Consider the following 22,689-nt stretch of genomic DNA (forward strand, 5'->3'; position numbering starts at 1 on the left):
GCTTGACGGCGAAAAGCAAATCGTTCTGTCTCTGATAATGTGCGGAAATCTATCTTGTTCATGGTGCAAAGATGCAAAATAATTTCGATATATTGCCGCCTGGTTGATAAAAAGAAGATAGTCGTTTTCCGTTTTAAACATTTTTCCTTTATTCTCAATTGAGGCAATGACATATTCTGTACCGACTACTTCGGTTAGTTCGTTAAAATGAACATAATTATACTTGTCCTGTCCGTAAGCGATTACGCTGATCGTTGATAGAACGATAAAAAATATTTTTCTCATTGTTAATTAACTTTATTGTTTGTGCTCTTTTATAGTGTCTTGCAGGTAGACAAAAGTGGAAATTCCAAACATTTTTTACTCCTGCTGACGCACAAATATATGAAGTTTGATTTATCTAACATACATAATTATTCGTTTATCTTTATAGTATGTTTTGAAAAAAGATGCTTTTGCTGTAAACTATTTATGTAAAATTTTATAGCGCTTGAATAAATAAGCGATACAAACCAATACCGACTTTTGAAAAACTCTTTGATACGGATAAATGTAAGTCGAGTGATAGAAAGGTCGGTCGCCTCTATATGAATGTATTGAACTCTGTTTATGGACTTGTCGGGCAAATACTCTTTCCGATATGACGGCATTATGCGGAAATTGCTTACTTTTGCGCATTCGTAATAAGTATTCAAATTCGTCTAAATATATGTCGGAACGAAAAGTAAGAGTGCGTTTTGCACCCAGTCCTACAGGGCCGCTTCATATCGGCGGTGTACGTACAGCCTTGTATAATTATTTGTTTGCCAAGCAGCATGGCGGTGAGATGATTCTTCGTATCGAGGATACGGACACGCAGCGATTTGTGCCCGGCGCGGAAGAATATATCATCGAGTCGTTTCAATGGCTTGGCCTTCCTTTCGATGAGGGCGTGGACTATGGAGGAAATTATGGCCCTTACCGTCAGAGCGAACGGAAGGAAATCTACAAACAATATGTAGACCGTTTGCTGGATGCGGGACTCGCTTACATTGCTTTTGATACGCCCGAAGAGCTGGAAGCCAAGCGAAAGGAGATTTCGAATTTTCAGTACGATGCCTCGACGCGGATGCGGATGCGCAACTCCCTGACGCTTTCGGCCGATGAGGTGAAGTCGCTGATCGATGCAGGACATCGCTATGTGGTACGTACGAAAATCGAACCGGGCGAAGACATTCATGTGAACGATCTGATACGTGGCGAAGTCGTGATCAATACCTCCATCCTTGACGATAAGGTGCTTTATAAATCGGCCGATCATTTGCCTACGTATCATCTGGCTAATATCGTGGATGATCATCTGATGGAGATTACCCATGTGATTCGCGGGGAGGAATGGCTCTCGAGCGCTCCGTTGCATGTCCTGCTTTATCGTTATCTCGGCTGGACTGATACGATGCCTCGCTTTGCGCATTTGCCCTTGCTTCTTAAACCCGAAGGGGGGGGGAAGCTGAGCAAGCGCGACGGAGATCGTTTGGGCTTTCCCGTCTTTCCGCTCGAATGGCGTGATCCGAAGACCGGGGAAGTGTCATCGGGGTATCGCGAGAGCGGTTATCTGCCCGAGGCCGTGATCAATTTTCTGGCGTTGCTCGGATGGAATCCCGGAGATGATCGCGAACTGATGGCGATGGACGAACTGATCTCGCTTTTCGATCTGGCTCATTGCAGCAAGAGCGGTGCGAAATTCGACTACGAGAAGGGCAAATGGTTCAATCACCAATATATCCGTAAACGTAGCGACAAAGATATTGCGGCCATGTTTCGGCCGGTGCTTGAGCAGCATGGCGTAGTCGGAACGGATGAGGCTTATGTCGAAAAAGTCGTCGGACTGATGAAAGAGCGCGTGAGTTTCGTGCCCGAATTGTGGGAACAGACGTATTATTTCTTTGTTGCGCCGGAGACGTACGACGAGAAAACGCGCAAGAAACGCTGGAAGGAAGACAGTGCCGCGCAGTTGACGGAGCTGATCGAGGTGTTACGCCGTCGCGAGCCGTTCGATGTAGAGGGTACCGAGGAATATGTGAAAGCATGGATTGCCGAGAAAGGTTACAATCTCGGGAATATCATGAATGCCGCGCGTCTGGCGCTTGTGGGGCAAGGCATCGGGCCGCAGGTGTTTCATATCACCGAAGCGATCGGAAAGGAAGAGACGATTCGGAGAATCGGCCGGGCGATAGAAGTATTAGGTTGATGCGTCACGTTTACACACTGGCATTGCATCTGTATGCGTTTGCCGTCGAATTGTCTTCGTTCTTCCACCGTAAGGCGCGGATGACACGCGTGGGGCAGTGGCATACCAATGGTATTCTGCGGAAGAAGATTGATCGGAATGCCCGATATATTTGGTTTCATGCCGCCTCGCTCGGTGAGTTTGAGCAGGGGCGTCCTTTGATGGAGACGATTCGAAAGCGCTATCCCGACTATAAAATTTTGTTGACGTTCTTTTCGCCGTCCGGCTACGAAGTGCGTAAGAATTACGACGGGGCGGATGTGATTTGTTATTTGCCTTTCGATACGCCCTATAAGGTGAGAAAGTTTTTACATTTGGCTAATCCGGCGGTGGCGGTCTTTATCAAATACGAGTTCTGGCTGAACTACCTGACGGAGTTGAAAAAAAGAAACATTCCGACATACCTCGTTTCCGGTATCTTTCGGCGGGAACAGCTGTTTTTTAAGTGGTACGGAGGATGGTACCGGAAAGCGCTTACCTGTTTTGAGCGTCTGTTTGTGCAGGACGAAGCCTCGCGAAGTCTGCTGGCGGAGTTCGGGATTACGAATGTTCAGGTGTGTGGAGATACACGTTTCGACCGGGTGTTGGCCGTGCAACGGCAGGCACGCGAGCTTCCCGCGGTGAAAGAATTTGTAGGAGACGGGAGTTCGCTGATTCTGGTCGCAGGCAGTTCGTGGCCCGAAGATGAGTCGATCATCATTCCGTATTTTAATACGCATCCGGAAGTGAAACTGATCATTGCGCCGCATGAAATCCCACGGGAACATCTGCTGTATATCGAATCGCTCCTCCATCGTCCTTCCATCCGTCTGTCCGAGACGAACGATCAGCCGGTAGCCGGAAAGGACTGTCTGATTATCGACAGCTTCGGTTTGCTCTCGTCCATTTATCGTTACGGAGATGTGGCTTATGTGGGGGGCGGGTTCGGAAAAGGGATTCACAACACGCTCGAAGCTGCTGTTTACGGCATTCCGGTACTGTTCGGCCCCAAATATCAGAAATTTCGCGAAGCGCATGAGCTGATTGCCTGCGGTGGCGGGTTCTCCTTACAGGATGAAGCCGCATTTGTAACCCGCATGGATGCATTTATCGGCAAGCCGGAGCAGCGTGCGGAGTCCGGACGAATCGTCGGTGATTATGTGCAGCGCAACAGCGGGGTGACAGACCGGATTCTTCGGGAGATGAATTTATCTTTAAAGACTCATTCTAACTAATTCGATAGACGAAGACGATAAGCCCGAAAAACCGATAGGCATCGAAAAAAATCCGATAGGCATCGAAAAAAATCCGATAGGCATCGGATTGGAAAGCGATAAGCATCGGATTGGGAACCGATACGTATAAATGGTGAGAACACTGTCGTATGCTTTTCAAAAACGACCCCTATCTCTCTTTGAATATCCGGTCGTCGTTGAGCAGGGTACGGGTGTCCCGAATAAACTGGCGGTAACTTTCCCGTTGTCCGGACGGTAGCGGAAGCGTATCGGCCACTGAGGGCGGTAGAATGCGATAGTTCGGCATGGAAACCCATACCGGTGTATAGTACGGACAAATCTCGATTTGTTCGTTTCTCTTTTCTACGTCGAGCGTAACGATCAGTCCGCCGTTTTTGTATCGGTCGCGTTGATTCGACACGAAGTTGCCCAGTGAGTAGACCGTCACGGAGCGGACGATGCTGTCCGTATCGTATCTGGTCTCGAAAGGCTGAATCACGTGCGGATGGCTGCCCATCACGATTTCCGTCCCGTAGCGATGACATAGTTCCGCCAGCTTCCGTTGCGTATTATTCGGTTTACGGACGTACTCATCGCCCCAGTGAAAGAACACGATGATGCAATCCGTTTCGGAACGGTCTATTCGCCTTAAATCGTTTTGGATGGCTGTCGTGTCGATCAGGTTCACGATCGTGCCTTTAGGGATGGGAACACCATTCGTGTCGTAAGTATAGTTGAGCAGAGCAAACCGGATACCCTTGACCTCGAAGCGCAACGGGTGATTCATACGATATCGCGTACTGTCGATGAACGCGCCGGTATGGACGATGCCCAGCGAATCGAAACGTGTCGTCATGTACTCGATTCCTGTCCGCCCGTTGTCACAAATATGATTATTGGCCATCACCACGGCGTCGATACCGATATCGCGAATCGCGTCCGCCAATTGTGCCGGAGAACGAAACATCGGGTAGCCCGTATAACGCGACGTAGGTGTGAGCGTCGTTTCGAAATTCAGCATGGCGAAGTCCGCTTCTTCGAAGATCGGTTTGACGTAGCGAAACGTCTCCGAATAGTCGAAAGTTCCGTTGGGCCGACGGGCAGCGCGAACTTGTGGCATGTGTTGCATCAGGTCGCCGGCAAAGACGAGTCTTGCCTGTTGCGGTTCATCGACCTGTTGTACTACACCGTCGGACGACGCGTGGATTTTCTCCCGATTCAGCGTATGCCATACCACGTAACCTGTAGCGGCTGCGGCCAATGTAAGTGCCGGAATCAGTATGCTTCTGGAGAGAGAATGCATCAATCTTCCGATTTATACCATGATGCGTACATGTGATAATTCCGTGCGATCTTTTGATTGATCTCTTTCGATTGCTCCGGGTCTACTTTCTTCACGAACTTCGCGGGGGCTCCGGCGTAAATACTCCCCGGCTCTACCTGCGTGTTGCTTAGTACGACCGATCCCGCCGCCACGATGGCTCCTTCGCCGATCACCGCGTGATCGAGCACTACGGCTCCCATCCCGATCAGTGCCCCATCGCATATCTTGGCTCCGTGAATCGTAACATTATGCCCGACCGACACATTGTCGCCAATCTCGATCGTCGACTTTTCATATAAGGTATGAAGTACCGAACCATCCTGTATATTGACCCCGTTTCCGATACGGATCGAGTTGACATCGCCGCGTAATATCGCACCGAACCAGATGCTGCATCCTTCACCAATCACCACATCTCCGATAATGGTCGCATTATCTGCCAGAAAAGTGTCCTTCCCGATAGAGGGTACGAAGCCCCGAACTGATTTTATAAGTGCCATTTGTTACATTATTATGAATGAATTCTTCCGTGTTGATTGGGCACAAAGATAGATAAAAAGAACCGAATCCCTTTGTTCGGGTAAAAATATATCGGAAAGTTTTGTAAGTAATAAAACTATCCGTACTTTTGTGCCCGATTTTTACGGATGAAATAAAAAAATAAAATAAGCATTAAAGTAATAATTTATGATTGTAGTTCCATTAAAAGAAGGCGAAAGCATTGAAAGAGCATTGAAGAAGTTCAAAAGAAAGTTTGAAAAAACAGGGGTCGTAAAAGAGCTGAGAAAACGTCAGGCTTTTTCCAAACCCTCCGTCGAGAAAAGAAAAGAACGTATTCGTGCCATTTACGTGCAGCAATTACAGCAGGCTGAAGAGTAATCATCCGTTTTTTTACCACCTTTTTTTTGGTTTAATAAAAAAATCTTCTTATATTCGTCGCGTTAATACAATGCGGCGTGAATACGTTTATTAAGCCATTTTTAAGTTACCTTCGCTATGAGAGGGGATATTCGCCTCTTACCGTAGCGGCATACGAGCGGGATCTGCTTCAGTTTGAAGCGTTCGTCCGTGCGAATGCGGAAGGGGCCCCGATTGATGTTCGGTCGATCGATGCCGATTCCGTTCGCTCTTGGATGGTGTCTCTTTTGGATAAGTCAATGGCTTCCAGCTCGGTCAACCGCAAGCTGAGCTCGCTGAAATCGTTCTTTAAGTTTTTGTTGAAGCAGGGAGTGTTGTCTGAAAGTCCGGTGCGTTTATTGGTCGGGCCTAAGATGTCGCGCCCATTACCTTCTTTTGTGAAAGAGAAAGAGATGGCTGATTTGCTTGACGGTTCTTCCTTTGAGTCTGATTTTGAGGGAAGCCGTGATCGTTTGTTGCTTGAAATGTTGTATCAAACAGGTCTGCGACGCTCCGAGCTTGTCGGAATTCGGCATGCAGACATTGATATGGAGGCCATGCAGCTCAGGGTGAACGGTAAACGTAATAAACAGCGTATCATTCCGTTTGCAGAGCACTTAAAAGAGATGATCGTGCATTATATCTCGGAGAAAGAAAAAGAAGTTTCTGCCGATGATTCCATGCATCTCTTTGTGCGGAAAAATGGCCAGCCTTTGACGGGGGCTATCGTCTATCGTATCGTCAAAAAGCGGTTGTCCGGTATCCCCATGTTGACAAAATGCAGTCCGCATGTGCTCAGACATTCTTTTGCAACGAGTATGTTGAATGACGGAGCGGAGTTGAATGCCGTGAAAGAGTTGCTCGGACACGGCAGTCTGGCTTCTACTTCGGTCTATACACATATTACTTTTGAAGAATTAAAAAAAATGTATCATGCTCATCCGAGAGCGAAAAAGTAAGGAGGTAAATTATGGAAATCAGAGTTCAAGCAATTCATTTTGACGCTACCGAACGTTTGGAAGCGTTTATTCAAAAAAAAGTATCGAAGCTGAATCAGTATCATGACGGTATTCTGGGAGCAGAGGTGACTTTGCGTGTCGTAAAGCCGGAGTCTGTTCAAAACAAGCAAGTTGGGATTCGTTTAAAGATAAAAAACAACGATCTTTTTGCCGAGAAAGTCAATGATACATTCGAAGAAGCTGTTGACGATGCTGTTGTTGCTTTAGAGAAGCAATTGATTAAAGTGAAAGAAAAAAGCAGGGCAAAGTAAAAAAAAAAGGTGGAAATTTGCTACGTAATAAAATAATGTCTAAATTTGCAGCCGTTTCGCTTACCACGAAGCGGCTCATTTTATGCTAAAGGCCTCTTTAGCTCAGTTGGCCAGAGCACGTGATTTGTAATCTCGGGGTCGTTGGTTCGAATCCGACAAGAGGCTCGAAAGAGAAAGGTGAGTGAATAGAGAAAAATAGTTCTTGAACGAGTTGCTATTATATTATTGTACGTGCGTACATTGAAAATATATAGCGCGTTTATGAGTAAATATGTAATGCCTGTGTAGCTCAGCGGTAGAGCACTTCCTTGGTAAGGAAGAGGTCCCGAGTTCAAGTCTCGGCACCGGCTCAGATAAATAGAAAAAAGGAAATTATTAATTATTACATAAAAGACAATTTGAGTTATGGCAAAAGAACATTTTAACAGGACAAAACCGCATGTAAACATCGGTACGATTGGTCACGTTGACCATGGTAAAACTACCTTGACAGCTGCTATTACAACTGTTTTGGCGAAGAAAGGTCTTTCTGAGTTGCGTTCGTTCGACTCGATCGATAACGCTCCGGAAGAAAAGGAAAGAGGTATTACCATTAATACGTCGCACGTGGAGTATGAGACGGCAAACCGTCACTATGCACACGTAGACTGTCCGGGTCACGCCGACTATGTGAAGAACATGGTAACGGGTGCTGCTCAGATGGATGGTGCTATCATTGTAGTTGCGGCTACCGACGGTCCGATGCCTCAGACTCGCGAACATATCTTGTTGGCTCGTCAGGTAAACGTTCCTCGTCTGGTCGTGTTTATGAATAAATGCGATATGGTGGATGATGCCGAAATGTTGGAATTGGTAGAAATGGAAATGCGTGAATTGCTTTCGTTCTATAATTTCGATGGCGATAATACTCCTGTTATTCAAGGTTCTGCATTGGGTGGTTTGAATGGAGATGCTAAGTGGGAAGAAAAGATCATGGAGTTGATGGACGCCGTTGATACGTGGATTCCGCTGCCTCCGCGCGATGTGGACAAGCCGTTCTTGATGCCGGTTGAAGACGTGTTCTCGATTACGGGACGTGGTACGGTGGCTACAGGACGTATTGAAACGGGTGTGGTTCATACCGGAGACGAAGTTCAGATCATCGGTTTGGGTGCTGAAGGAAGAAAGTCTGTCGTGACGGGTGTTGAAATGTTCCGTAAGATTTTGGACGAAGGTCAAGCCGGAGATAACGTAGGTCTGTTGCTTCGTGGTATTGATAAGAATGAAATCAAGCGTGGTATGGTACTTTGCCATCCGGGACAGGTTAAACCTCACTCCAAATTTAAAGCAGAGGTTTATATCTTGAAGAAAGAAGAAGGTGGTCGTCATACGCCGTTCCATAACAAATATCGTCCGCAGTTCTATATCCGTACATTGGACGTGACGGGTGAAATCACTTTGCCGAACGGTGTGGAAATGGTTATGCCCGGTGATAACGTGACCATTGAGGTGGAACTGATCTATCCGGTAGCATGTAACATTGGTTTGCGTTTCGCTATCCGTGAAGGTGGTCGTACGGTAGGTGCCGGCCAGATTACGGAATTGATAGACTAATGAATCATATACAGTCGGTTCGTCCGTGACGGCCCGACTGTACTTTACGGAAGTAGCTCAGTCGGTAGAGCACTGGTCTCCAAAACCAGGTGTCGGGAGTTCGAGCCTCTCCTTCCGTGCAATAAATAACAAATAATGAAGAGAGTAATAGCTTATATCAAAGACTCGTATAACGAGCTTGTACATAAGGTTTCTTGGCCGACGAAAGCGGAACTGTCAAATAGTGCTGTCGTTGTTATGTTTGCTTCCCTTATCATAGCAGTGCTTATTGGCGCCATTGACTTTGGATTTGAGGCTGTGATGAAATTCATCTACAGTTTATAAGGTTTTGTAATGTCAGATTCTCAACAAAAATTCTATGTTCTCCGCGCAATCAGCGGGAAGGAGAATAAGGTACGTGAATATCTGGAGGCCGAAATGAGAAATTCGGACTTGGGAGATTATGTTTCGCAAGTACTTATTCCAACAGAGAAGACGTTCACCATGCGCAATGGCAAAAAGGTCGTTAAAGAACGCGCCTATTTGCCCGGTTATGTCTTGGTGGAAGCCAATCTGGTGGGAGAGGTGATCCATCGTTTGCGTGAGATACCTCATGTGATCGGATTTTTGGGCGGGGGAGACCCCATCCCTTTGCGTCCGTCGGAGGTAAGCCGTGTGTTAGGAACGCTGGATGAATTACAAGAACAACCGGAAGAACTCGATGTTCAATACTATGTAGGTGAAACCGTGAAAGTGACGTATGGACCTTTCAACGGCTTCAGTGGTGTCATTGAAGAAGTGAATGCGGAGAAGAAGAAACTCAAGGTGATCGTTAAAATCTTTGGACGTAAAACGCCCCTTGAATTAAGTTATGTGCAAGTGGAAAAAGAGTAATCATTGTTACGAATGACGAGTTTTTTTCCAAAATCTGAATTAAATATTAAATTAAAGAAAGATGGCGAAAGAAATTGCTGGACAAATTAAATTGCAGATAAAAGGAGGAGCAGCCAACCCTTCTCCTCCCGTTGGCCCTGCATTGGGTTCCAAGGGAATAAATATTATGGAGTTCTGCAAGCAATTCAATGCCAGGACCCAAGACAAGGCCGGTAAGGTGTTGCCTGTGGTAATTACCTATTATGCGGATAAGACGTTTGATTTTGTCGTAAAAACACCGCCTGTAGCTGTGCAGCTGCTTGAAGCCAGCAAGCAAAAGAGCGGATCGGCACAGCCCAACCGTAAGAAAGTGGCGCAAGTCACTTGGGATACGGTGAAGGCGATTGCTGAAGACAAGTTGGTCGATCTGAATTGCTTCACCGTTGAATCTGCGATGAAGATGGTCGCCGGTACAGCGCGAAGCATGGGTATTACGGTAACTGGGACATTCCCGGAAACGAACCATTAAAAGTCAATTGGAAGATGAGTAAAGTAACGAAAAATCGGAAATTGGCGGAGGGTAAGCTTGAAGAAGGGAAAATGTACACATTACAGGAAGCTTCGGCATTAGTCAAAGAAATTACGACGACTAAGTTCGATGCCTCGGTAGATGTGGATGTTCGTCTCGGTGTTGACCCCCGTAAATCCAACCAAATGGTGAGAGGGGTGGTATCACTTCCTCATGGGACAGGTAAAGAAACAAGGGTTCTTGCATTGTGTACTCCTGATAAAGAAGCCGAGGCTAAAGCAGCCGGAGCCGATTATGTGGGATTAGATGAATATATCGAAAAAATCAAAGGTGGATGGACCGATATCGATATCATCATCACGATGCCCGCAATCATGGGTAAAATCGGTGCGTTAGGACGTGTATTGGGCCCTCGCGGTTTAATGCCGAATCCTAAGAGCGGAACCGTAACGAATGAAATTGGGAACGCCGTGAAAGAAGTGAAACAAGGTAAAATCGATTTTAAAGTCGATAAAGCCGGAATCGTTCACTCTTCCATCGGTAAAGTATCTTTTAGCCCGGAACAAATCAGCGGAAATGCGAAAGAATTTATTTCAACGCTGATTAAATTGAAGCCCTCGGCTGCTAAAGGTACGTATATAAAGAGCATTTATCTTTCTAGTACAATGAGTCCGGGTATTAAGGTTGACCCGAAGACGGTTGAAGATTAATTTTACTTTAAAGTTTAGGAACAAATGAAAAAGGAAGATAAAGGTATCGTTATTGAACGGCTGACCGAAACGTTGAAAGAGTACGGAAACTTTTACTTGACGGACATCGAAGCATTGGATGCGGAGAAGACGAGTGCGTTGAGACGAGTTTGTTACAAAGAAAATGTGAAGTTGGTCGTTGTAAAAAATACTTTGTTTAAAAGGGCACTGGAGTCCATGGAGACAGATTATTCGGCGTTGTATGAAACTCTGAAAGGGAATACGGCCGTGATGTTCTCGAATGTGGTTAATGCTCCGGCTCGCTTGATCAAGGATTTTACAAAAGGGATGAAAGGCGAGGTTAAACCTCAACTGAAAGCTGCCTATGTACAAGAAAGCTTCTACATAGGAGCAGAGAACCTTGATGCCCTGGCAAGTCTGAAGAGCAGAGAAGAAATGATTGGAGATGTGATTGGATTGTTGCAGTCGCCGATCAAGAATGTGATGTCTGCTTTGCAGTCTTCTTCCGGACAAGCAATTCATGGTATTTTACAAACTCTCGAGAAGAGATGAACATTTAATTAATAGAATAATAATCATTTAAATCATACAAAAATGGCAGATTTGAAAGCTTTTGCAGAACAATTAGTAAATCTTACCGTAAAGGAAGTGAGCGAATTAACGACGATTTTGAAAGAAGAGTACGGTATTGAACCGGCAGCAGCAGCCGTAGCCGTAGCAGCTGGTCCGGCAGCCGGTGCAGCAGCCGCTGAAGAGAAATCTTCTTTTGACGTGGTACTGAAATCCGCTGGTGCGAATAAGCTGGCAGTCGTTAAATTAGTGAAAGAGTTGACCGGTCTGGGCTTGAAAGAAGCAAAAGATATGGTTGACGGTGCTCCCAGCAACGTAAAAGAAGGTGTGGCTAAGGCCGAGGCTGAAGATTTGAAGAAAAAGTTGGAAGAAGCAGGAGCAGAAGTTGAGCTTAAATAGTGTCTATAGCCTGATAAACAGGTGATATGGTTAAGTCTCCCCGTAAGCCGGGGATTCTTAACCTTTTTGTGTCTATTTCATTACAAGTTCAAAAACAATTCCTAATTACTAACTAAATGTCTTCTGCAGCTCAAACTCAAAGGATAAATTTTGCTTCGATAAAGAACTTCCTCGCTTATCCGGACTTTCTCGAAGTACAATTGAAGTCATTTCAAGACTTTTTACAACTTGATACACCGCCCGAAAAAAGAAAAAAGGAAGGCTTGTATAAAGTGTTTTCCGAAAACTTCCCTATCGCGGATACACGAAATAATTTCGTGTTGGAGTTTTTGGATTATTATGTAGATCCGCCCCGGTATTCGATTGACGAGTGCATCGCGCGCGGATTGACCTACAGTGTTCCGTTAAAAGCGAAGCTTAAATTATACTGTACCGATCCGGAACACGAAGATTTCGATACGGTGATTCAGGATGTCTATCTGGGCCCAATTCCTTATATGACGGATCGCGGTACGTTTGTGATAAACGGTGCCGAGCGTGTTGTCGTATCACAGTTACACCGTTCGCCGGGTGTATTTTTCGGACAGAGTACGCATGCCAACGGGACGAAATTATACTCTGCCCGTATTATCCCGTTCAAAGGTTCATGGATTGAGTTTGCAACGGATATCAACAACGTGATGTACGCCTACATCGACCGTAAGAAAAAGCTGCCTGTGACAACCTTGCTGCGTGCTATCGGTTTCGAGAGCGATAAGGATATCTTGGAGATATTCAACCTGGCAGAAGAAGTCAAAGTAAACAAAACGAATTTAAAGAAATATATCGGGCGAAAGTTGGCAGCCCGCGTGTTGAAGACATGGGTAGAAGATTTTGTCGATGAAGATACGGGCGAAGTCGTTTCCATTGAGCGTAATGACGTGGTTATCGACCGTGAAGCCGAACTGAACGAAGATAATATCAATGAAATCATTGATTCGGGGGTACAACATATTTTGTTACACCGTGAAGATCAGAATCTGGCCGATTACGCGATCATTTACAATACGCTCCAGAAGGATCCGAGTAACTCGGAGAAGGAAGCCGTATTGTATATTTATCGTCAGTTACGTAATGCGGAGCCGGCCGATGAAGCCAGTGCACGAGAAGTGATTACGAACTTGTTCTTCTCCGAAAAGCGTTATGATTTGGGAGACGTGGGGCGTTTCCGCATAAATCGTAAGTTAGGATTGACTACCAGCGAAGACATCAGGGTTTTAACGAAAGAAGATATTATTGAGATTATCAAATATCTGATTGAACTGATTAATTCGAAGGCAGTTGTAGATGATATTGACCATTTGAGTAACCGTCGTGTCCGGACGGTCGGTGAGCAGTTATATAACCAGTTCGGAATCGGTTTGGCGCGTATGTCGCGTACGGTTCGTGAACGAATGAATGTGCGTGATAACGAGGTGTTTACTCCGATCGATCTGATTAATGCCAAAACCATTTCGTCGGTTGTAAATTCTTTCTTCGGGACGAATGCACTGTCGCAATTTATGGATCAGACGAATCCGTTGGCGGAGATTACGCATAAGCGTCGTTTGTCGGCGTTAGGTCCCGGAGGTCTGTCGCGCGAACGCGCCGGATTCGAGGTGCGTGACGTTCACTATACGCATTACGGACGTCTTTGTCCGATTGAAACGCCGGAAGGCCCGAATATCGGATTGATTTCTTCGCTTTGTGTGTATGCCAAAATCAATGAGCTGGGATTCATCGCTACTCCTTATCGTAAGGTCGAAGATGGAAGAGTCAACTTCTCGGAAGAGGCCTTGGAGTATTATACGGCGGAAGAAGAAGAAAATAAAATTGTAGCGCAGGGAAATGCTCCGTTGGATGATAACGGACGTTTTGTGCGCGATAAGGTAAAGTCGAGATATGAAGCCGATTTCCCTGTGGTAGAACCAGAGAAGGTCGATTTGATGGACGTTGCTCCAACCCAGATCGCTTCGATTGCGGCGGCGTTGATTCCTTTCCTCGAACATGACGATGCGAACCGTGCCTTGATGGGATCGAACATGATGCGTCAGGCCGTACCGTTGATTCGTACCGATGCTCCGATTGTCGGAACCGGTATTGAAGCGCAGGTAGCTCGTGATTCGCGTACCCAGATTATTGCGGAAGGAGAGGGCGAAATCGTCTTTGTAGATGCTACTTGTATCAAGATTAAATATGACCGCACGGAGGACGAAGAATTTGTAAGCTTCGAAGATGCGGTGAAAACGTATACCATTCCGAAATGGCGGAAGACGAACCAAAGTACAACGGTAGACTTGCGTCCGATTTGTCGTTGCGGTCAGCGCGTAAAGGCCGGAGATATCCTGACGGAAGGTTATTCGACGCAAAACGGAGAACTTGCTTTGGGACGCAACGTCAAGGTGGCTTATATGCCCTGGAAGGGATACAACTATGAGGATGCCGTAGTGCTGAACGAACGTATGGTTCGTGAAGATTTCTTTACGTCGGTTCATGTGGATGAATATATTCTGGAAGTACGCGAAACGAAGCGCGGTATGGAAGAATTGACTTCCGATATCCCGAACGTGAGTGAGGAAGCTATCAAAGACCTCGACGAACGTGGTATCATCCGTGTAGGCGCACACGTTAAGCCTGGAGATATTCTGATTGGAAAGATTACGCCGAAAGGAGAGTCCGATCCTTCGCCCGAAGAAAAATTGTTGCGCGCGATTTTCGGCGACAAGGCCGGTGACGTAAAAGACGCTTCGTTGAAAGCGACGCCTTCGCTACAAGGAGTTGTGATTGAGACGAGTTTGTTCTCGAAGATGGTGAAAAAACGCAACACTCGTATGTCCGATAAGGCTGTCCTGCCTAAGCTGGACGAAGAATACGAAGAAAAGATGGCCGCATTGAAGAGCTTGCTTGTCGATAAGTTGCAGGAGCTCACCAACGGCAAAACCTCGCAAGGCGTAAAAGACTATCTGAATACGGAGGTTATTGCCCGTGGCGCCAAATTCTCGCGTAAGGCCTTGGAAGAATTGGATTATAACACAGTGCAGGTTAGCAAATGGACGACCGACGCCCATAAAAATGAGCTGATCAAACAACTGATTGTTAATTATCTGAAGAAATATAAGGAATTAGATGCCGAGTTGCGCAGAAAGAAATTCGATCTTACGATCGGAGACGAGCTGCCTACCGGTATCGTACAGATAGCCAAGGTCTACATTGCCAAGAAACGTAAGATTCAAGTGGGCGATAAGATGGCCGGACGTCATGGTAATAAAGGTATCGTTTCGAAGATTGTACGTCAGGAAGACATGCCTTTCCTTGAAGACGGTACGCCGGTAGATATTTGTTTGAACCCGCTGGGTGTACCTTCTCGTATGAACCTCGGACAGATTTTCGAAGCCGTTTTAGGATGGGCCGGAAAGACGCTCGATGTGAAATTTGCTACGCCGATTTTCGACGGAGCATCGATCGACGATTTGAATGAATGGACCGATAAAGCAGGCATACCGCGTTATGGTAAGACTTATCTGTATGACGGCGGTACGGGAGAGCGTTTTGATCAGCCGGCAACCGTAGGAGTTACGTACTTCCTGAAGCTCGGACACATGGTCGACGACAAGATGCACGCTCGTTCCATCGGCCCGTATTCATTGATTACACAGCAGCCGTTAGGAGGTAAGGCCCAGTTTGGTGGTCAACGTTTCGGAGAGATGGAGGTTTGGGCGATCGAAGCCTTCGGAGCCGCTCACATCTTGCAAGAAATTCTGACGATCAAGTCGGACGATGTAGTCGGCCGTTCGAAAGCATACGAAGCGATTGTGAAAGGAGAGAATATGCCTAAACCGGGTATTCCCGAGTCACTGAATGTATTGCTTCACGAGTTGAGAGGCCTTTGTTTAAGTCTTACATTAGATTAAAGATAACTCTTTATAAAATAGAGAAAAATATGGCTTTTAGAAGAGAAAACAAGATAAAGAGTGAGTTTACGAAGATTACCATCGGGCTGGCTTCGCCGGAAGAGATTCTTGAAAACTCGTACGGAGAGGTATTGAAGCCTGAGACGATCAATTACCGTACATATAAACCCGAACGTGACGGTTTGTTCTGTGAACGGATTTTTGGCCCGGTAAAAAATTACGAATGTTATTGCGGAAAGTATAAACGTATTCGTTATAAGGGGATTGTCTGTGATCGATGCGGGGTGGAAGTCACGGAAAAGAAGGTGCGTCGCGAACGCTCCGGACATATTCAGTTAGTCGTTCCGGTGGCACATATCTGGTATTTTCGTTCTTTACCGAATAAGATCGGTTATCTGCTGGGACTGCCTACTAAGAAGATGGATTCGATTATCTACTACGAACGGTATATTGTGATCCAAAAAGGGGCTGCCGAGGGGGTCAATGATATGGACTTGCTGTCCGAAGAAGAGTATCTGAATCTACTCGAAACGTTACCGAAAGAAAACCAAATGCTTGAAGATTCCGACCCGAACAAGTTTATTGCGAAAATCGGTGCAGAAGCGATTTACGATTTACTTGTTCGTTTGGACTTGGATACCTTGTCGTACGATTTGCGTCATCACGCAACGACAGACACTTCGCAGCAACGAAAGAATGAGGCTCTGAAACGTTTGCAGGTCGTTGAATCGTTTCGTGCGTCGAAAGGCCGGAATAAGCCGGAATGGATGATTATTAAGGTGGTCCCTGTTATCCCGCCGGAATTGCGTCCGCTTGTTCCGCTCGATGGAGGGCGTTTTGCCACTTCCGATTTGAATGATTTATATCGTCGCGTGATCATCCGTAACAACCGTCTGAAACGGTTGATTGATATCCGCGCCCCGGAAGTCATCCTTCGAAACGAAAAGCGTATGTTGCAGGAGGCGGTCGATTCATTGTTCGATAACTCGCGCAAGTCGAGCGCCGTGAAGACGGATGCTAACCGTCTGTTGAAGTCGCTTTCGGACAGCTTGAAAGGAAAACAAGGACGTTTCCGTCAAAATCTGTTGGGTAAACGTGTCGACTATTCCGCACGTTCGGTGATTGTGGTCGGACCCGAATTGAAAATGCACGAGTGCGGTTTGCCGAAAGGTATGGCTGCCGAGTTATATAAGCCGTTTATAATCCGCAAGTTGATTGAGCGCGGCATTGTGAAGACGGTCAAATCTGCCAAAAAAATCGTAGATCGCAAAGAGCCGGTCGTATGGGATATTTTGGAATATGTGATGAAAGGACATCCGGTACTGCTGAACCGTGCTCCGACGTTGCACCGTTTAGGTATTCAGGCATTCCAGCCCAAGCTTATCGAAGGTAAGGCCATCCAGTTGCATCCGCTGGCTTGTACGGCATTCAATGCCGACTTCGACGGAGACCAGATGGCGGTTCACTTGCCGCTCGGTAACGAGGCTGTGCTTGAAGCGCAGATGTTGATGCTCGCCTCGCATAATATCCTGAACCCGGCGAATGGTGCTCCGATTACGGTGCCTTCTCAAGACATGGTGCTTGGTTTGTACTATATCACGAAGCTCCGGCGAGGAGCGCGAGGCGAAGGTCTTGTGTTCTATGGCCCTGAAGAGGCGATGATCGCATACAACGAAAAGAAGGTGAATATTCATGCTCCGATTAAAGTCTATGTGAACGATCTGGATGAAGAAGGAGAAACGGTCAGAAAGATGGTGGAAACTTCTGTCGGTCGTTTGATGGCCAATGAATATGTACCGGATGAAGTCGGATATATTAATGAAGTTTGGGGCAAGAAAGCACTGCGCGATATCATCAGCCGTGTAATTAAGGCATGTGGTGTGGCTCGTACGGCTCAGTTCCTCGACGACATCAAGAACTTGGGCTATTATATGGCCTTCAAGGGTGGCTTATCGTTCAACTTGGCCGATGTGTTGATTCCGCCGGAAAAAGACGATATTGTGAAAGAAGGCTATGACGAAGTCGAGCAGATTACGGCCAACTATAACATGGGCTTCATCACGAATAACGAACGTTATAATCAGATTATCGATACGTGGACACACGTCAACAGTCGTTTATCGAAGACCCTGATCGATCAGCTTAGTGCTGACGACGACGGATTCAACTCGATTTACATGATGATGGATTCCGGGGCGCGTGGTTCGAAAGAACAGATTCGTCAGCTCTCGGGTATGCGTGGATTGATGGCCAAACCGCAAAAGAGCGGAAGCGACGGCGGACAGATTATTGAAAACCCGATTTTGTCGAACTTTAAAGAAGGATTATCGGTGCTGGAGTATTTTATCTCGACGCACGGTGCTCGAAAAGGTTTGGCGGATACGGCATTGAAGACTGCTGACGCCGGTTATCTGACGCGTCGTCTCGTCGACGTTTCACATGATGTGATCATCAATGAGGAAGACTGCGGAACGTTGCGCGGACTGACCTGCACAGAGTTGAAGAACAATGAAGAAGTGATTGCGTCGCTTTACGAACGCATTCTTGGTCGTGTATCGGTTCACGATATTATCCATCCGATTACGGGGAGAATCATTGTCAAATCGGGTGAGGAAATTCGTGAGAAACAAGCTACCGAGATACAAAACTCACCGATCGAAAGCGTTGAAATTCGCTCGGTGCTGACCTGCGAGTCGAAGAAGGGCGTTTGTGCAAAGTGCTACGGACGTAACTTGGCGACGGGACAAATGGTGCAGAAAGGTGAAGTAGTTGGTGTGATTGCCGCACAGTCTATCGGTGAGCCGGGAACACAGCTGACGCTTCGTACGTTCCACGTCGGTGGTATCGCGTCGAATATTGCAACGGAGAACAGTCTCGTTTCGAAATACGACGGAGTACTTGAGATTGATGAATTGCGTGCCGTTGATTCGGAAACGGAAAAATGTAAGATTGTAGTCAGCCGTTTGGCTGAGCTTCGTATTGTAGATCCTCATACGAAGATCATCTTGCATAATCATAATATCCCTTACGGATCGAAATTGTTCTTCGATCACGGAGCGACTATTCAGAAAGGAGACAAGATCATCGAATGGGACCCGTTCAATGCGGTGATTGTCTCGGAAGTTGCAGGAAAGCTTTCTTTCGAAAGCATGGATGAAAATGTGACTTATAAGGTCGAAAGTGATGAGACGACCGGTCTGAAAGAGAAGATCATCATCGAGTCGAAAGATAAGACGAAGATACCGGCAGCACATATTCTAAATGCCGACAACGAGCCGCTGAAGAATTACTCGCTGCCTTTGGGAGCCCATGTGGTGAAAGAAGAAGGCGATATGATCAAAGCGGGTGAGGTGCTGGTAAAGATTCCGCGTGCGGTGGGTAAAACCGGTGATATCACTGGTGGATTGCCACGTGTTACGGAATTGTTCGAAGCGCGTAATCCGTCTAATCCGGCGATCGTTTCGGAAATCGACGGTGAAGTCAGCTTCGGAAAAATCAAACGCGGTAATCGTGAAATCATGGTGACCTCGAAACTTGGGGAAGTGAAGAAATACATGGTACCCTTGTCGAAACAGTTGCTGGTACAGGAGAACGATTACGTACGTGCCGGTATGCCGCTTTCCGATGGAGCGATTACTCCTTCCGATATTTTGGCGATCAAAGGTCCGACGGCCGTTCAGGAGTATATCGTGAACGAGGTACAGGATGTGTATCGTTTGCAGGGAGTGAAGATTAACGATAAGCATTTTGAAGTGATTGTTCGTCAGATGATGCGCAAGGTCGAAATCGTAGATCCGGGAGATACTCGTTTCCTCGAGCAGCAAGTCGTTGACAAGCTCGAAGTGATGGAAGAGAACGACCGTATCTGGGGTAAAAAAGTGGTGACGGATGCCGGTGATTCAGGGACGCTCAATGCCGGACAGATTGTCACGGCACGTAAGCTCCGCGACGAGAACAGTATGCTGAAACGTCGCGACAAGCGACCGGTAGAAGCACGGGATGCCGTTCCTGCAACGACGAACCAGATCTTGCAAGGAATCACGCGTGCGGCTTTGCAGACTACCAGCTTTATGTCGGCCGCATCGTTCCAGGAAACGACCAAGGTGTTGAATGAAGCCGCGATCTGTGGAAAAATCGACCGTCTCGAAGGATTGAAAGAAAATGTGATCTGTGGTCATTTGATCCCGGCCGGAACGGGTCAGCGTGAGTTTGAAAAGCTGACCGTCGGTGCCAAGGATGAATTTGACCGGATCGCAGCCAGCCGCGCCAATGTGGTCGATCTTTCGGATGTGAAGATGGATAAATAGAGAAAGTTTATTCTTAACAATGATCTGATGCTGGATAAGAATCAAAAAGCGCTTATAGCCATTGCGGGAGGGCAGGATATCTGCCTTCTCCCCCAAATGGCGAATCGTCATGGGCTGATAACGGGAGCTACCGGAACGGGGAAGACCTGCACCTTGCAAAATATGGCTGAAACTTTCAGCAGTATGGGCGTTCCCGTGTTTGCCACGGATATCAAAGGCGATCTTTCAGGGGTTAGCAGCCCGGGAGGCAGCAATCCGCACCTGCAAAAAAGTGTTGAACAGAATCGTCTGGCAGAAAAAGGCTTCGAGTATCGTGGTTTTCCGGTATGTTTCTGGGATATTTTCGGAGAACAGGGGCATCCCTTGCGTACGACGGTCTCGGAGATGGGACCGATGCTTCTCAGTCGTTTGCTTGATCTAAATGATATTCAATCCAGTGTTTTCACGATCGCTTTTCGTATTGCCGACGATGAGAAGCTTTTGTTGATCGATCTGAAAGATTTACGTAAGATGCTCGAACATCTCGGTACGGAACGAGACAGATATACGATATCGTACGGCAATATTTCGCCGGCCAGCATCGGAGCGATTCAGCGTGGATTGTTGGCGCTTGAGGAGCAGGGGGGCGACGTATTCTTCGGAGAACCCGCATTGGATATTTTCGACTTTATGCAGACGCAGGGCGGACGCGGAGTAATCAATATGCTCGCGGCCGACAAGCTGATCCGATCGCCTAAAGTTTACACGTCCTTTCTGTTATATTTGCTTTCCGAACTTTTCGAGCAGTTGCCTGAGGTCGGGGATTTGGACAAGCCTAAGCTGGTCTTTTTCTTCGACGAAGCGCATATGCTTTTCAAGGATATATCGAAAGCGTTACTGGAGAAAATCGAACAAGTTGTCCGCTTGATCCGCTCGAAAGGGGTAGGTATTTATTTCTGCACGCAGAATCCGCTTGATGTACCTGAAACGATTCTGGGGCAGATGGGGAATCGTGTGCAGCATGCGTTGCGTGCTTTTACGCCTCGCGACCAAAAGGCGGTGGCTACGGCTGCGTCGACCTTCCGACAGAATCCCACACTCGATACGAAGAAAGTCATTACGGAGCTTGCGGTAGGAGAGGCCCTCGTCTCCTTTCTTGACGAAAAAGGCAGTCCGACGATCGTGGAACGCGCAATCATTCTTCCTCCCGAAGGACAAGCCGGCCCGGTTACTCCGGACGAACGTCGACGAATGATGCAAACTTCGCTCGTGTTCGGCAAATATGAGCGTTCGGTAGACCGTGAATCGGCATTTGAGATTCTATCCGAACGATTGGCCCGAACGCGGCAGGCACAGGAAGAAGCCATGCGCCAGAAAGAAGAGGCCAAGCAAGAAAAAGAATTAGAGCGCCAGCAACGTGCTGAACGTGTCGAGCGTGAGCGGTTGGAGCGTCAGCGCAAGCGCGAAAAAGACAATAGCGTGATGGGGAGCATGACCAAGATGGCTTCGACTAAGGCTAAGCGTGAGGTTGTCAATACCTTGTTTAAGTTCGGCCGTGGCTTGTTAGGATCGTTGATGAAGTGATTACGATTTCAACAAACTTTTCTTACAATCCACATTATTACGCTTTGTTTTGCAAGAAAAATTGATACTCTTCTAAAAAAGTGGGTAAGGTACAGGGGCAACGCATTTAAATTTTCAATAACCTCAGTAAAGACTTGTCATCACAACCTGCTCTTTGCTTTTTTGTAATGAGCGACCCTTTGGATTTATCCTGCTTTAAGAGATTCAGCGCTATTTTTCGGATAAATGAAAAGTTCTGTGTCGCATTCTTTGTTATTTTTCGCTGTCTTGTCTTCATCAAAAACGACATCAAGCGCCTAGTTTAGTTTGTTTTCCACTGCCCAATGCTTACGGATGTTGGCATTAAAGGTCTGTCTTGGCATCGTCCATTGCGCTGCTGATGTAGTAGCGGATTTCGGGTTCCTGTTTCTTGCCTGTATCACGCGTGGCAGTTATTTTGATAATGGTCTTGAGCGATTTCCAGTTTTCACGACCATTCACAAAACGAAGGTCGGTAATTATTTCACATTTGCGGGTTTCTATCCGACCGTGTCCTTTTTCGATTATCTCGTTCGTATCCGCCGGTTTTTGGTTGACAAAACGGCATTCCACTTGTTCCAAAGTTCTTTCTGATTGCCTTTTATCGAGAGAATGTAATCGGCCTTGTTTTCGATGATTTTTTCCGTTATGTCCGTTTGTTTACCAATGGCATGAATCGTAATGATGCTTCCTTCCATATCGAGTAAATCAAGCAGCGAAGGAATAGCGGTAATCTCGTTGATTTTATCCCGGATTCCGCAATAGAACAAATCATAATGAATTTCATTCAGGCTTTCAGCCCTCTGAATAGGGTGCGGACATCGCCCCCCCATCCTTGCGGGATGGGGCTGAAATAATCCGGGCTTTCAGCACTTGGTTATGCATAGTGCATGTTAAACTATGTACTCGGCATGACAATTGACCATTAACAATTAACGCAAATTCCGCATTGGGCCGGTTACAGCGGTCAGTCGTCGGTGGTCAGCACGCGGTCCTTCGGATGTTTTGGGTCTGTCGGTCAGTCATCAGCCCACCATTCAACGATTCCCCACAGGTACGTATGCGCCGCTCACATAGGCACGTATGCGATACCCCCATAGGCACGTATGCGATACCCCCATAGGCACGTATGCGATACCCTCATAAGCACGTATACGGCACCCGTATAACCCCAGATTCCGCAATAGAAGAAATAGGAATGAATTTAATTCAGGCCTTCAGCCCTCCGAACAAGTTCCGGATGTC

Annotated in this window: 20 protein-coding genes and 3 tRNA genes; 18 read left to right on the plus strand and 5 right to left on the minus strand. The window is 46.8% G+C overall.

All coding sequences use genetic code 11. From position 1 onward, the window contains the following. On the minus strand, positions 1-285 hold a 285-nt coding region (locus tag EII41_RS14320), incomplete at its 3' end, for a hypothetical protein (protein ID WP_221620721.1). Positions 286-709: 424 nt separating this feature from the next. Here EII41_RS14320 and gltX point away from each other — a divergent pair. After that, the gene (gene gltX, locus EII41_RS10520; protein ID WP_124790551.1) at positions 710-2,230 is read left to right on the plus strand and encodes a glutamate--tRNA ligase; all 1,521 of its coding nucleotides are present in this window, start codon (positions 710-712) and stop codon (positions 2,228-2,230) included. Then, a complete protein-coding gene (locus EII41_RS10525) occupies positions 2,230-3,483 on the plus strand; it encodes a 3-deoxy-D-manno-octulosonic acid transferase (protein WP_124750740.1) in 1,254 nt (417 codons plus the stop codon). Before gltX ends, EII41_RS10525 begins: the two co-directional genes overlap by 1 nt. A 169-nt stretch (positions 3,484-3,652) precedes the next feature. Here EII41_RS10525 and EII41_RS10530 read toward each other — a convergent pair whose 3' ends face one another. Continuing rightward, positions 3,653-4,786 (minus strand): CapA family protein, encoded by a 1,134-nt coding sequence (locus EII41_RS10530; protein ID WP_124790561.1) that lies wholly within the window; start codon positions 4,784-4,786, stop codon positions 3,653-3,655. Next, positions 4,786-5,307 carry a gamma carbonic anhydrase family protein gene (locus EII41_RS10535; protein ID WP_124750741.1) on the minus strand — a complete coding sequence of 174 codons (522 nt, stop codon included), beginning with the start codon at positions 5,305-5,307 and terminating at the stop codon, positions 4,786-4,788. Before EII41_RS10535 ends, EII41_RS10530 begins: the two co-directional genes overlap by 1 nt. 187 nt (positions 5,308-5,494) lie before the next feature. On the opposite strand from EII41_RS10535, the gene rpsU reads away from it, so the two are divergent. The 16 genes from rpsU to EII41_RS10615 all read left to right on the plus strand — a co-directional run bounded on the left by rpsU (position 5,495) and on the right by EII41_RS10615 (position 21,426). Next, on the plus strand, positions 5,495-5,686 hold the full coding sequence (rpsU, locus tag EII41_RS10540) for a 30S ribosomal protein S21 (protein WP_124750742.1): 192 nt from the start codon (positions 5,495-5,497) through the stop codon (positions 5,684-5,686). A 77-nt stretch (positions 5,687-5,763) separates the two neighbouring features. Further along, positions 5,764-6,663 (plus strand): tyrosine-type recombinase/integrase, encoded by a 900-nt coding sequence (locus tag EII41_RS10545; protein ID WP_124790552.1) that lies wholly within the window; start codon positions 5,764-5,766, stop codon positions 6,661-6,663. Positions 6,664-6,674: 11 nt separating this feature from the next. Beyond that, positions 6,675-6,974, plus strand: coding sequence for a ribosome hibernation-promoting factor, HPF/YfiA family (hpf, locus tag EII41_RS10550; RefSeq protein ID WP_124750744.1), 300 nt, complete (start codon positions 6,675-6,677; stop codon positions 6,972-6,974). A 91-nt stretch (positions 6,975-7,065) separates the two neighbouring features. Continuing rightward, positions 7,066-7,139: transfer RNA gene (locus tag EII41_RS10555), tRNA-Thr, on the plus strand. A 113-nt stretch (positions 7,140-7,252) separates the two neighbouring features. After that, positions 7,253-7,324: transfer RNA gene (locus tag EII41_RS10560), tRNA-Thr, on the plus strand. A gap of 55 nt (positions 7,325-7,379) precedes the next feature. Then, a complete protein-coding gene (gene tuf, locus EII41_RS10565; RefSeq protein WP_124790553.1) occupies positions 7,380-8,567 on the plus strand; it encodes an elongation factor Tu in 1,188 nt (395 codons plus the stop codon). 46 nt (positions 8,568-8,613) lie between these two features. Further along, positions 8,614-8,686: transfer RNA gene (locus tag EII41_RS10570), tRNA-Trp, on the plus strand. Between the two features lie 16 nt (positions 8,687-8,702). After that, entirely contained in the window at positions 8,703-8,891 is a 189-nt protein-coding gene (gene secE, locus EII41_RS10575; RefSeq protein WP_014225270.1) for a preprotein translocase subunit SecE, read from the plus strand. A gap of 9 nt (positions 8,892-8,900) precedes the next feature. Continuing rightward, on the plus strand, positions 8,901-9,440 hold the full coding sequence (gene nusG, locus EII41_RS10580) for a transcription termination/antitermination protein NusG (RefSeq protein ID WP_124790554.1): 540 nt from the start codon (positions 8,901-8,903) through the stop codon (positions 9,438-9,440). 61 nt (positions 9,441-9,501) lie between these two features. Further along, the gene (rplK, locus tag EII41_RS10585; protein ID WP_014225272.1) at positions 9,502-9,948 is read left to right on the plus strand and encodes a 50S ribosomal protein L11; all 447 of its coding nucleotides are present in this window, start codon (positions 9,502-9,504) and stop codon (positions 9,946-9,948) included. 14 nt (positions 9,949-9,962) lie between these two features. Further along, positions 9,963-10,658 (plus strand): 50S ribosomal protein L1, encoded by a 696-nt coding sequence (rplA, locus tag EII41_RS10590; RefSeq protein WP_124750747.1) that lies wholly within the window; start codon positions 9,963-9,965, stop codon positions 10,656-10,658. Between the two features lie 24 nt (positions 10,659-10,682). Beyond that, on the plus strand, positions 10,683-11,210 hold the full coding sequence (gene rplJ / locus EII41_RS10595; protein ID WP_124790555.1) for a 50S ribosomal protein L10: 528 nt from the start codon (positions 10,683-10,685) through the stop codon (positions 11,208-11,210). A gap of 42 nt (positions 11,211-11,252) precedes the next feature. Then, positions 11,253-11,627: a 50S ribosomal protein L7/L12 gene (gene rplL, locus EII41_RS10600; RefSeq protein ID WP_124750749.1), complete on the plus strand. Its 375-nt coding sequence runs from the start codon at positions 11,253-11,255 to the stop codon at positions 11,625-11,627. Between the two features lie 116 nt (positions 11,628-11,743). Further along, positions 11,744-15,556 (plus strand): DNA-directed RNA polymerase subunit beta, encoded by a 3,813-nt coding sequence (gene rpoB, locus EII41_RS10605; protein WP_124790556.1) that lies wholly within the window; start codon positions 11,744-11,746, stop codon positions 15,554-15,556. A 29-nt stretch (positions 15,557-15,585) separates the two neighbouring features. Continuing rightward, the gene (gene rpoC, locus EII41_RS10610; RefSeq protein WP_124790557.1) at positions 15,586-19,863 is read left to right on the plus strand and encodes a DNA-directed RNA polymerase subunit beta'; all 4,278 of its coding nucleotides are present in this window, start codon (positions 15,586-15,588) and stop codon (positions 19,861-19,863) included. Positions 19,864-19,890: 27 nt separating this feature from the next. Continuing rightward, positions 19,891-21,426: a helicase HerA-like domain-containing protein gene (locus EII41_RS10615; protein WP_124790558.1), complete on the plus strand. Its 1,536-nt coding sequence runs from the start codon at positions 19,891-19,893 to the stop codon at positions 21,424-21,426. A gap of 342 nt (positions 21,427-21,768) precedes the next feature. On the opposite strand, the gene EII41_RS10620 is transcribed toward EII41_RS10615, so the two are convergent. Then, positions 21,769-22,026 (minus strand): hypothetical protein, encoded by a 258-nt coding sequence (locus EII41_RS10620; protein WP_124790559.1) that lies wholly within the window; start codon positions 22,024-22,026, stop codon positions 21,769-21,771. Beyond that, positions 21,969-22,214, minus strand: a complete 246-nt coding sequence (locus EII41_RS10625; RefSeq protein WP_185711895.1) for an ISAs1 family transposase — start codon at positions 22,212-22,214, stop codon at positions 21,969-21,971. The genes EII41_RS10620 and EII41_RS10625 overlap by 58 nt, the downstream gene beginning before the upstream one ends. Between the last annotated feature and the right edge of the window lie 475 nt (positions 22,215-22,689).

Source organism: Tannerella forsythia, assembly GCF_003860135.1.
Lineage (GTDB): Bacteria > Bacteroidota > Bacteroidia > Bacteroidales > Tannerellaceae > Tannerella > Tannerella forsythia_A.